Source organism: Rhodococcus sp. P3_B8, assembly GCF_056402775.1.
This window is the reverse complement of sequence record NZ_JBFUGT010000214.1, coordinates 1-11,033: the sequence shown is the minus strand read 5'-3', so window position 1 is coordinate 11,033 and position 11,033 is coordinate 1. Positions and strand designations below refer to the sequence as shown.

General features: G+C 68.6%; 10 protein-coding genes and 1 pseudogene. 6 read left to right on the top strand and 5 right to left on the bottom strand.

Annotated elements, in window-relative coordinates:
- The coding region (gene pth / locus AC1D1G_RS33905; protein WP_477955496.1) for an aminoacyl-tRNA hydrolase at positions 1–508 on the bottom strand (508 nt) is incomplete at its 3' end.
- Between the two features lie 107 nt (positions 509–615).
- Positions 616–1,242 (bottom strand): 50S ribosomal protein L25/general stress protein Ctc, encoded by a 627-nt coding sequence (locus tag AC1D1G_RS33900; protein ID WP_105413284.1) that lies wholly within the window; start codon positions 1,240–1,242, stop codon positions 616–618.
- Positions 1,243–1,575: 333 nt separating this feature from the next.
- Between AC1D1G_RS33900 and AC1D1G_RS33895 the strand changes: the two genes are divergently transcribed.
- The 3 genes from AC1D1G_RS33895 to AC1D1G_RS33885 are packed head-to-tail and all read left to right on the top strand — an operon-like array spanning position 1,576 to position 4,600.
- Complete coding sequence (locus AC1D1G_RS33895) at positions 1,576–1,932, top strand: hypothetical protein (RefSeq protein ID WP_477955495.1); 357 nt, start codon at positions 1,576–1,578, stop codon at positions 1,930–1,932.
- Between the two features lie 47 nt (positions 1,933–1,979).
- A complete protein-coding gene (locus tag AC1D1G_RS33890) occupies positions 1,980–3,353 on the top strand; it encodes a flavin-containing monooxygenase (RefSeq protein ID WP_477955497.1) in 1,374 nt (457 codons plus the stop codon).
- The gene (locus tag AC1D1G_RS33885; RefSeq protein ID WP_477955493.1) at positions 3,350–4,600 is read left to right on the top strand and encodes a GAF domain-containing protein; all 1,251 of its coding nucleotides are present in this window, start codon (positions 3,350–3,352) and stop codon (positions 4,598–4,600) included. The genes AC1D1G_RS33890 and AC1D1G_RS33885 overlap by 4 nt, the downstream gene beginning before the upstream one ends.
- A gap of 6 nt (positions 4,601–4,606) precedes the next feature.
- Here the strand turns inward: AC1D1G_RS33885 and AC1D1G_RS33880 are convergent, their stop codons facing one another.
- From AC1D1G_RS33880 to AC1D1G_RS33870, 3 genes and pseudogenes are all read right to left on the bottom strand, one after another.
- Positions 4,607–6,079: an FAD-dependent oxidoreductase gene (locus tag AC1D1G_RS33880; RefSeq protein ID WP_477955491.1), complete on the bottom strand. Its 1,473-nt coding sequence runs from the start codon at positions 6,077–6,079 to the stop codon at positions 4,607–4,609.
- A gap of 96 nt (positions 6,080–6,175) precedes the next feature.
- Positions 6,176–6,505 (bottom strand): annotated as a pseudogene (locus AC1D1G_RS33875) (PNPOx family protein); the annotation flags it as partial.
- Between the two features lie 53 nt (positions 6,506–6,558).
- Positions 6,559–7,734 carry an aminotransferase class V-fold PLP-dependent enzyme gene (locus AC1D1G_RS33870; RefSeq protein ID WP_105413279.1) on the bottom strand — a complete coding sequence of 392 codons (1,176 nt, stop codon included), beginning with the start codon at positions 7,732–7,734 and terminating at the stop codon, positions 6,559–6,561.
- Between the two features lie 145 nt (positions 7,735–7,879).
- On the opposite strand from AC1D1G_RS33870, the gene egtA reads away from it, so the two are divergent.
- From egtA to egtC, 3 genes are all read left to right on the top strand, one after another.
- A complete protein-coding gene (egtA, locus tag AC1D1G_RS33865) occupies positions 7,880–9,094 on the top strand; it encodes an ergothioneine biosynthesis glutamate--cysteine ligase EgtA (RefSeq protein ID WP_477955489.1) in 1,215 nt (404 codons plus the stop codon).
- Entirely contained in the window at positions 9,094–10,398 is a 1,305-nt protein-coding gene (egtB, locus tag AC1D1G_RS33860) for an ergothioneine biosynthesis protein EgtB (RefSeq protein ID WP_477955487.1), read from the top strand. The genes egtA and egtB overlap by 1 nt, the downstream gene beginning before the upstream one ends.
- Before the next feature lies 1 nt (position 10,399).
- The coding region (gene egtC, locus AC1D1G_RS33855; protein ID WP_477955486.1) for an ergothioneine biosynthesis protein EgtC at positions 10,400–11,033 on the top strand (634 nt) is incomplete at its 3' end.

Sequence of the window (11,033 nt, the reverse complement as noted above, 5' to 3'; positions counted from 1 at the left end):
ACTCTTCGCAGACCAGGTCGAGCTCCTTGCGTTCCACCGACGAGAACGGCTTCAGCACGTACGACGCCGGATCCATCCGTCCGGGGGGACGGCCGATCCCGACACGGGTGCGCAGGTAGTCCTTGGTGCCGAGTGCGCTCGAGATGGACCGCAGTCCGTTGTGCCCGCCCTCGCCGCCGCCCTGCTTGAGGCGAATGGTCCCGAAGTCGAGGTCGAGTTCGTCGTGGATGACCACGATGTTGCCGGGATCGACGGAGAAGAACCGGGCCAGGCCGGCAACGGCGGAACCGGACAGGTTCATGAACGACCGCGGCTTGGCGAGGATCGTCGGACGGCCCTCGAGTCGGCCCTGGACGATCTCGGCGCCGCTCTTCTTGTGCGCGCTGAACTTGCCACCCATGCGAGCGGACAGCGCGCCGGCCACCATGAAGCCGACGTTGTGCCGGGTCTTCTCGTACTGCGGTCCCGGGTTGCCCAGGCCCACCACCAGAGCGGTGTCTTCACTCACCGACAGGGTCCTTCCATGCGTGAGGGGGTCGTGTCAGACGACAGCGGCGCGTCACCCCGGACAATCCGGGACGACGCGCCGCCGACATCAGTGCGGTTGCGAGAGGATCAGCTCTCGGCGCCCTCTTCGGCCGGAGCCTCGGCGGTCTCGGCGGCGGCTTCGCCGGTCTCCTCTTCGAGGTCGGCAGCGGTCGGGGCTGCGACGACGTTGACGATGAGCAGTTCCTCGTCGGCCTGCAGGGTGGAACCCTTGGGCAGCTCGAGCTGGTTGGCCAGGATCTGGGTGCCGACCTCGAGGCCCTCGACCGAGACCTCGATCTGCTCGGGGATGTGCAGCGCGTCCGCTTCGAGGGAGATGGTGGCGGCGTCCTGCGCGACCAGGGTGCCGGCAGCGGCCTCACCGGTGACGACGACGGGAACGTCGACGGTGACCTTCTCGCCCTTCTTGATGACGAGGAGGTCGGCGTGCTCGATGTAGTTGCGGATCGGGTGAACCACGACCGACTTGGTGAGCGCGACCTGCTCCTTGCCCTCGATGTCGAGGGTCAGGATGGCGTTGGTGCCGTGCGCGCGCAGGATGGCGGCGAAGTCGCGGGACGGGACGTTCAGGTGGCGGGGGTCCTCACCGTGGCCGTACAGGACTGCGGGGACCTGGCCGTCGCGGCGCGCGCGGCGGGCGGCGCCCTTACCGAACTCGGTGCGCACGGCGGCTACGAGGCGATTTTCGTCAGACATGGTGAAACGGCTCCTACAACTCACGGTGGTAACTGGCGGGCGGTTCGAGTCGACGAGGGACGAACACGCGACGGCCAGGAGCGAAACGCTCGAGCAGAGCCGTCGCCGCGTCGATCACGGTGAGCCAGTCAATGGGAACTTCTGGTTCACCCTCGCCGAGACAACTTATGGAACTCTACCGGATGGCCCGCTGACCTGCTAATCGGGTGTCCTCGGGAGGCTGCGCGGCGCCGAGGTGGGGACAGTGCAATCCGATGCAACGCTGCCGCTCGGTCCTTGTGATCCGTATCACAGAGGTATCGAACTTCTCGATTCCCGACGACGGAGGACATCATGACCGCCACACTCGACTCACCCGTCGACACCGCCATCCCGCAGCCGGGTGACATCGCCCGGCGCTGGCTGGCCGGATTCGGTGCCGCCCTCGAACGAGGCGACGTGCGCGGGGCCGCCCAGCACTTCCTGGTCGACGGTTGGTGGCGCGACCTGCTGTCGTTCACCTGGGATCTGCACACCACGCACGGTCGCGCGGACATCGAGTCGCGCCTCGCGGATTCGGTTCCGGTGCACACCTCGTCCTCTCACCCGCGCACCCCGCCGAGGCGGTGGCCGATCCGGAGGGTGACTGGATACAGGCCTTCTTCACATTCGAGACGACCCTGGCCCGCAGCCGCGGTTTCGTTCGGCTGAGGCGCGACGACGACGGCGAGTGGCGTGCCTGGACGTTGATCAGCGCGATGGAGGAGATCAAGGGTCACGAGGAGAAGAAGGGGCATCGGCGGGTTCCGGGCACGAATCACGGCGCCCACCGCGGCAAGATCAACTGGCTCGACCGGCGAACCGCCAAGGGCGAGTTCGAGACCGAGCAGCCGGCGGTCGTGATCGTCGGCGCCGGCCAGGGTGGTCTCGCCCTCGCGGCCCGTCTGGGGCAGCTCGGAGTCGACACCCTGCTGGTGGAGCGAAACGACCGGATCGGGGACAGCTGGCGCAAGCGCTACCACTCGCTGGTCCTGCACGACCCGGTCTGGTACGACCACCTGCCGTACTTGAACTTCCCCGACCACTGGCCGGTGTTCACGCCCAAGGACAAGCTCGCGAACTGGTTCGAGTTCTACGCCGAAGCAATGGAACTCAACGTGTGGACGGGAACCGAGTTCACCGGCGGCAGCTATGACGACGCCACCGGCGAATGGACCGTGACCGTCGCCCGCGACGACGGCTCCACCCGCACGCTGCACCCCCGGCACGTCGTCCTCGCCACGGGAATGAGTGGGGTGCCGAACATTCCGCGGATCGCTGGCGCCGACACGTTCGAGGGAACCATCGAGCATTCGAGTTGGTTCGTCGGCGGCCGGGAGATGCAGGGCAAGAAGGCCCTCGTCGTCGGCTGCTGCAACTCGGGCCACGACATTGCCCAGGAACTCAACGAGCAGGGTGCGGATGTGACCATCCTGCAGCGCTCGTCCACGTATGTGATGAGCAGCAAGCACGGTATCCCCGGACTGTTCGGCGGCGTGTACGAGGAGGGCGGGCCCGCGGTGCAGGATGCCGACCTGATCTTCGCGTCGCTGCCGTACCCGTTGCTCGCGGGAATTCACGCGGGGGCGACGGAGGCCATCGCCGAGAAGGACGCGGAGATGCTCGACGGTCTGCGGAAGGCCGGATTCAAKGTCGATTTCGGCGAGGACGGCAGCGGCCTGTTCATGAAGTACCTGCGACGCGGCGGCGGCTACTACATCGACGTCGGCGCATCCGAGCTGATCGCGAGCGGCGAGGTGACGGTGAAGCAGGGAACCGAGATCGATCACTTCACCCCGGACGGGGTGGTGTTCGCCGACGGCACCGAGATGCCGGTGGACGTGGTGGTTCTCGCGACGGGATACAAGAACATGCGTGAGAGCGCCCGCAAGTTCCTCGGCGACGCGGTCGCGGACCGCTGCCAGGACGTGTGGGGCCTCGACGACGAGGGCGAGCTGCGCACGGTGTGGCGCCGGTCCGGTCATCCGGGTTTCTGGTTCATGGCCGGCAACCTGCATCAGTCCGGGCACTACTCGAAGTATCTGGCCTTCCAGATCAAGGCCCAGGAGGAAGGGTTGCAGCCGATCCGATGACGGACAGTGGTGTGGCTCACAACGCCGGGGGTAGCCTCGGCGTTGTGAGCGCTGAACGTCCGACCGCAGACCGGCTGACCGCAGTGGCAAGCGGTGTGGATCTGCCGCGACATGCGCGGCTGCTCAGCCGGGTGCACGACGCCGTGCTGTCCGGGCAGCAGCCGCCCGCCCTTCCACGGGGCGTGGTGGCGCGGTCGTGGTCCCGTCTGCAGGCCGGCGGTGTGAGCCCGGACCTCTGCGCGGACGTGGAGCCCGCCGACTTCTCCGAGATCGAGGCGCGGCGCACCCGGACGGCRCTGCGAACCGTGCTCCCGGAACTGCGCAGCACGTTGACGCAGGTMGCGGACGATGCGAACTTCATCGTGGTCATCGCCGACGCCGACGGTGTCCTGTTGTGGCGGGAAGGTTCCCGCGGGGTCCGGAAAGCGGCTGATGCCCTGGGATTCACGGAGGGTGCGCGCTGGGCGGAGCAGGCGGTCGGCACCAACGCGATCGGCACGGCGCTGATCGAAGATGCTGCGGTGCAACTGTTCTCGGCCGAGCACTATGCCCCCTCGCATCACGGCTGGTCGTGCACCGGGTCGCCGGTTCACGATCCGCGCACCGGTGAGATTCTCGGCGTGGTCGACATCAGTGGGTCGGCGATGTCGATCCACCCGACCACGGTCGCGCTCGTCCGCACCGCGGTGCGTCTGGCCGAGGCGACGCTGTGGCGTGAGCACACGGCGCAACTGGACAAGCTGCGCGGCCGGGCGGCACCGTTGCTGGCGTCGGCGGGCGGTCCGGCGCTGGTCGTCGACAAGCACGGGTGGGTCGCGGAGGCGAGTGGCATCGCGGCGCCGGAGCGGGTCGCGCCGCCGAGCCTGGACCGGCCACTGCTCGTCCCGGGGCTCGGGCTGTGCGTGCCCGAACCGCTCGGCGACGGCTGGCTGGTGCGCAGGCGCGTCGACGGGGCGGCCATCGAACTGGAACTCGACCTCGGTGACGCGCCGCACGTGACGGTCCGGGGCGACGTCAACTGGACGCGGGCGCTCTCGCCCCGGCACGCCCAGATCCTGCGGGTGCTGTCGGTCGCGGGACCGGCGGGTGTCGACGCCGCCTCGCTCAGCGAATCGTTGTTCGGCGACCGCGACCACGTGGTGGCGGTCCGCGCCGAGGTCTCGCGTCTGCGCAAGAGTCTCGGCGCGGTCCTGAGCACCCAGCCCTACCGGTTCGCGGCCGGCGTGACGGTCCGGCTCGTCGGGTAGGCCCGGTCATGCCTCCTTCGCGGCACTGATGCCGGCGCGGCGGCCGTAGAAGCTGCCGTCGCCGAGGGAGGTGCCGCTGGCGTAGCCGCCCGCGCACACGCCGGACGTGCACCGTCCCGCCGCGAAGAGGCCGGGGATCGGTTCGCCGGAGACGTGCAGTACCTCGGAGTTCACGGTCGTCCGCAGACCGCCGAGAGTGAAGCCGAGGGTGAACCCGCGCAGGTCGAGTGCCGCGACGGGGGTGCCGATCGGCTTCACCCACTCGGACTTCTTGTGCAGCAGCGGGTCCGATCCTTCCGCGGCGTGCTTGTTGTACACCTCGACGGTCGACTGCAGTGCGCCGGCGGGCAGGCCCATGTCGGATTCGAGTTCCGCGACGGTCTCCGCCGCCCACTTCGGTTGCACGCGCAGGAACGGTGTGGCCGTGGTTGCGGCCGCGCCTTCCTCGTACGACGCCTCGTCGATGATGAGGAACGCCTGGTTGTCCTGGTGGAACAGGGTCATCTGGCCGATCCGCCCGGAGTACGTGTCCTCCGGAACGTAGCGCTGCCCCCGGCCGTTGACCAGGATGCCGCGGACGATCAACTGGGGGTCGCAGACGAACGCGACCTCGGTGGCGTCCATGTGGGCGAGATCGGCGCCCAGGGCCTGCGCCATGAGGATCGACCGTCCGTCGTGCTCCTCGATGGCGGCGCCGGGGCGGCCGATCAGCCGCGGCGCGTGGGCCTCGATCATCTTGTCGTTGTAGGCGAAGCTGCCGGTGGCGAGGACGACGCCGCGGCGCGCCCGGACTGCCACCTCCTTGCCGTACTGCTTGGCGACGATCCCGACGACGCGACCGGTGTCGTCCGTGACGAGAGTCTGGCCGCGCATGTCGTATTCGGCTCGGACCCCGAGCTTGTCGGCGGTCTCGACGAGCGGCTTCATCAGCATGTAGCCGCCACCCTTCTCGCCGGTCCTCTTGCCGTCCATCTGCGGAACGTGGCCGCGCGGTGCGGGAGTCGCGATGTCGTTGAAAGGCGCCGCGTTCTCGCCGCCCGAGTACATGAGTCCGTCGTCGAACGGCGGTTCCCAGCCGGGTTCGCCCCAGAAGCTCTCCTTGAACGGGACACCGCAGTCGACGAGCCAGTTGTAGTGCTCGACGCTGCCCTCGCAGTAGTCGGTGATCTTCTCCTCGTCGGCACCCGGGCCGAGCGCCGCCATCATGAACGTCTTCATGTTCTCGGGGGAGTCGTCGAACCCGCACGCCTTCTGCAGCGGCGTCCCTCCGCCGAGGTAGATGAAGCCGCCGGCGAGAGCGGCGGCACCGCCCCAGCCGCTGGTGCGTTCGAGGACCAGGACGTCGGCGCCGGCGCGCGCCGCCTCGATGGAGGCGGACACACCGGCGATTCCGTAACCCGCGACCACGACGTCGGCCTCGTAGTCCCACTCGGCGACCGTTGCTGCGGACCGGGGGCGGATCGGTGTGGCGTCGACCATGGGTGGAAGTCCTCTCGGGCGGTCACAGGTGTGGTGTGACGTGGGTTACCCTCAAACTGTAACCTGTTACAAAACCCGAATCGGTGGATCTCCCGGTCAGTGGGACGTCGCGTCCGGAGGTCGGTGAGGGCCCGGCTGTCCGGGCATGTCCGTCACGCCGGACAGCTCGTAGTGCAGCGTCGACGTGCGTGCCAGACGGTGCGCGAGATGCACCCCGATCCGCTGCACCACGGGATACTTCTCGTCGATCAGGGCGCCCGCGGCCCGCGCCTCCTCACCGGACAGCAGTCGCGCCGTGGCCTGCGCCTGCGGGCCCGTCGGCTTGCCGGACCACATGCACGGACGGATCCGGACGTCGGGGAAATTGCGCAGCCGCTTGTTCTCGGACGCCCGGCCCGGGGTGCGGAAGTACGCCCGATCACCCTCCCTGGTCCGTCATCGCGAAGTCCTGGTTCCCGGGTGAGTTCCAGCTCAGTGCGCTAGTTCGCGAGTGTCCGCACCTCTGCGAGGAACCGGTCGAGGTCGTCCGGGGAGCAGAAATAGTGCGGCGATGCCCGCACCACGGCGTCCAGTCCGCGGGCGCTCATGTCCAGCAGTGTCGATCCGCGCAGGCTGGCCGTGACGGTGACGTTGCGGGCAGCCAGCTGTTTCCGGACGTCGCCGGGATCGAACCCGTCGACGGTGAACGAGACGATTCCGCAGCGGCGGGCGCCGAGGTCGCGCACGGTGACACGGGGGATCGCCGCGAGCCCCGACCGGAGGTGCTCGGCCCCGGCCGCGACAGCCGCCTCGACGTCGTCCACCCCGAGGTCGAGGAGATAGTCGGCCGCCACCCCGAGCCCGAGGCGCGCGGCGACGTCGCATTCCCAGAATTCGAACCGGCTGGCATCGGTGGCGAGCCGGTACGCATCGGCCGCGGTCCACTCCGCGCTGTGCAGGTCGAGGGCGGCCGGCTCGAGGGTCGCGGCCAGTTCCGGCCGGACGTACAGGAAGCCGGTGCCCCGCGGTGCACGAAGCCATTTGCGGCCCGTGGCCGAGAGTGCGTCGACGCCCAGCTCGCTGACGTCGAGGGCGATCTGACCGACGGACTGACACGCGTCGAGCAGCACCAGCGCGCCGTGCGCGTGTGCCAGCTCCGTCACTTCACGGACGGGATTGACCAGGCCGCCGTTGGTGGGCACGTGCACGAGGGACACGAGACGGACCCGGTCGTCGAGCAGCGTTTCGAGGGCGGCGACGTCGATCTGGCCTGCGGGGTCGCTGGGAATCACGTCGACCGTCGCGCCCACGGATCGGGCCCGCTGCAGGACGGCGATGGCGTTGCTGGCGTACTCGACCTCCGAGATCAGCACACGGTCCCCGGCCCCGAGCGGAACGGCGTGGAAGAAGTCGTTCCAGGCGGTGGTGGCGCTGTCCACCAGGGCGATGCTGTCGGCACTCGCCCCGATCAGCCGGCCCAGGGACGACTTCACGGCCGCGAGGTCGTCGGCCCGTTCGGCGGCCGCGACGTAACCACCCACGTCGGCCTCCCGGCGCAGGTGCGCGAACACGGCGTCCAGGACCGGGGTCGGCGGAAGCGAGGAGCCCGCGCTGTCGAGGAACACCTTGTCGAGGCAGCCCGGGGTGTCCCGTCGCGCCTGCTCGAGGTCGAGCATGTCCGATACCTCCGTTTCGCGGTGACTGGACTCGAACGTACCCGTGCAGGTTCCCCGAAAAGTATGCCGTTGGGGCGTGCATCGACGGCCGAGGCGCTCTAATGTCGATAACGACGTTCAGGCGGCGCCCGAAGGGGAGGGTCGAATGGCTACTGCAGTTCAGTCCGTCGAGGCAACGTGTTTCACGTCGCGGCCGGCGGCGGAGGCGTACCTGGGTGGTGTGTGCTTCAAACTGGGGCCACCGCAGCTGATCGGCGCGGAATTGGAGTGGCTGACCGCGCAACTGCCGGAATACGTGCGCCCCGACCTCGCCGCTCTCGCCGAAGCTCTCGGGCCGCACACTCCCAGAACTATCGATCCCTCTTCTCCTGCTCAGCTCCTTCCCGGTGGCAGCGCCGTCACGGTCGAACCCGGCGGACAGATCGAACTGTCCAGCGCCCCCTATTACTCCGCACGCGAATTGTGCGACTATCTCGCCGCCGATCAGGCGGTTCTCGCGGACCTGCTGTCTTCCCGATCGATCCTCATGTCGTCCGAGGCCGCGGACACTCGCCGGCCCGCTCAACGTCTCCTCCAATCGCCGCGGTACTGCGCCATGGAATCCCGCTTCACCGGCATCGGGCCCTTCGGGAAACTGATGATGTGCAACACCGCCGCAACGCAGATCAGCGTGGACGCCGGGGCCGATCCGGTTGCGGTGGAGAAGCGGTGGCATCTGCTCCATGCCATCGGTCCTGCATTGATCGCGGCCTTCGCGTGTTCGCCGCGGCTCTACGGGGTGCCCGACGGGCAATGGGCGTCGCAGCGGATGCGAACGTGGCTCGAACTCGATTCGCCGCGCACCACCGGAACTCCGCACATCGCGGACTATGCAGGGTGGGTACTGGACGTGCCGTTGCTGTGCATCCGCAACGACGGAACGGATTGGACAGCGCCCGACGGTGCAACTTTCGCGGACTGGGTCGAGGGCGCACTGGACGACGTGATCGGTCGCCCGACGCCCGCCGACCTCGACTATCACCTCACCACCCTGTTTCCGCCCGTGCGCGCGGCCGGTCATCTCGAGGTGCGCTACCTCGACGCGCAACCGGGTGACCAGTGGCGGGTTCCCATCGCGGCGATCGACGCGCTGCTGTCGGGTCCGGGTGCCATGGCCGAGGCGCTCGACGCGGCGCTGCCCACCGCCGAACGCTGGCGGGACGCGGCCGAGTTCGGCCTGGCCGACCTCGAACTGCGCGCTGCGGCAACAGCTCTGCTGTCGCTGGCGGCGGCCTACTCGCCCGACCCCGAATTCGTCAGACTGCTCGATGCCGCCGCCGAACGATGTTGCCGGGGCCAGGCACCGAGCGAGGAAAGCTGATGGGTACCCGCGAGAAGATCGAGACCGTGTTGACACGGGCGCGGGAGCGCACCGCGGGGTTGACGGACTGTGTGGACGGGGAGGACCTCGTTGCACAGCATTCCTCGTTGATGAGCCCGCTCGTGTGGGATCTCGCGCACATCGGCAATCAGGAAGAGTTGTGGCTCGTGCGGGACGTCGGAGGACGGGAACCGGTCCGCCGCGACATCGACGAGTTGTACGACGCATTCAAACATTCGAGGAACTCCCGGCCGTCCCTGCCGCTGCTGAACCCGGACGAGGCCAGGGAATACGTACGTACCGTTCGAGACAAGTCGTGGGACGTGCTCGACCGCAGCACGTTCCGGGGCCGGCCGCTCGAGGAGAACGGATTCGCGTTCGGCATGATCGCGCAGCACGAGCAGCAGCATGCCGAAACGATGCTCGCCACCCATCAACTGCGCACCGGCCCAGCTGTGCTGGCCGCGGAGAGCGCGCCGCGTGTCGGCGGGGCGATGGACGAGGACGAAGTGGTCATTCCCTCCGGCGAATTCACGATGGGAACGTCGGACGATCCGTGGGCGCTCGACAACGAGAGGTCCGCGCACCGCGTGCACGTTCCGGCGTTCGTGATCGACGCCGTCCCCGTCACCAACGGCCGCTACCTCGAGTTCATGGACGACGGAGGGTACGCGCGGCCCGAGTTGTGGAGTGAGCGGGGATGGGCGCACCGCCTCGAAGCCGGATTGGATGCTCCCCAGTTCTGGGAGAACGACGGTTGCGGAACCTGGTGGCGACGAAGGTTCGGGGTGACCGAGCCGATCCATCTCCAGGAACCGGTCGTGCACGTCTGCTTCTTCGAGGCCGAGGCCTTCGCACGCTGGGACGGCAAGAGACTTCCGACCGAAGCCGAATGGGAGAAGGCCGCGCGGTGGGATCCGTTCACCGGCCGGTCGCGCCGATTCCCCTGGGGTGACGCCGAACCCGACTCCTCGCTCGCCAACCTCGGGCAACGTCACCTCGGTCCCGCGGTGGTCGGGGCATATCCGTCGGGGGCATCCCCGCTCGGCGTCCATCAGCTGATCGGCGAGGTGTGGGAGTGGACGTCGTCGCCGTTCGAGCCCTATCCCGGGTTCTCGGCGTTCCCGTACCGCGAGTACTCGGAGGTGTTCTACGGCGGTGACTACCGCATGCTGCGCGGCGGTTCGTTCGGCACCGATCCGGTGGCGTGCCGTGGGACGTTCCGCAACTGGGACCACCCGATCCGGAGGCAGATCTTCTCCGGATTCCGCTGTGCTCGGGACCTTCCGGGGGACGACCGCTGAGATGTGCCGACACCTGGGCTATCTGGGACCGGAACAGTCGGTGGGCGACCTCTTGAGTCGTGGCGAGAACTCGCTCCTGCGCCAGTCCTACGCGCCACGCGACATGAGAGGTGGCGGGACCGTCAACGCCGACGGATTCGGTGTGGGCTGGTGGGGATCGGACGGTTTCTCCCGCTACCGCAGTGCCCAGCCGCTCTGGTCCGACCCCGTCGTGCGAGAGACGTTGCCGAACATCCGCTCCCGCGCCGTGGTGGCCGCCGCACGGTCGGCGACGGTCGGGATGCCCGTGCAACACACGGCCTGTGCACCGTTCTCCGACGAGACCTGGGCCTTCAGTCACAACGGGGTGGTGCGCGGGTGGCCGGAGTCGCTCGGCGCGCTCGCCGCGGAACTCCCCGTGAACGATCTGCTGCAACTCGATGCACCGACCGACTCGGCCGCGTTGTGGCTGCTCCTGCGCCGGGCGCTCGGCGAGCAGGACCCCGAGAAGGCGATGAGTGCGCTCGTACAGGACGTCGTCGCCGCTGCCCCGAACTCGCGATTGAATCTGCTGCTCGGCAACGGCAGCGAACTGTGGGCCACCACCYGGCATCACTCGCTGTCGGCGCTCGTCGACGACGAGCGGGCCATCGTGA

Coding starts and splice junctions, on each gene's coding strand:
- AC1D1G_RS33900 (WP_105413284.1), bottom strand. CDS start 1,242: ATGTCTGACGAAAATCGCCTCGTAGCCGCCGTGCGCACCGAGTTCGGT.
- AC1D1G_RS33895 (WP_477955495.1), top strand. CDS start 1,576: ATGACCGCCACACTCGACTCACCCGTCGACACCGCCATCCCGCAGCCG.
- AC1D1G_RS33880 (WP_477955491.1), bottom strand. CDS start 6,079: ATGGTCGACGCCACACCGATCCGCCCCCGGTCCGCAGCAACGGTCGCC.
- AC1D1G_RS33870 (WP_105413279.1), bottom strand. CDS start 7,734: ATGCTCGACCTCGAGCAGGCGCGACGGGACACCCCGGGCTGCCTCGAC.
- egtA (WP_477955489.1), top strand. CDS start 7,880: ATGGCTACTGCAGTTCAGTCCGTCGAGGCAACGTGTTTCACGTCGCGG.
- egtB (WP_477955487.1), top strand. CDS start 9,094: ATGGGTACCCGCGAGAAGATCGAGACCGTGTTGACACGGGCGCGGGAG.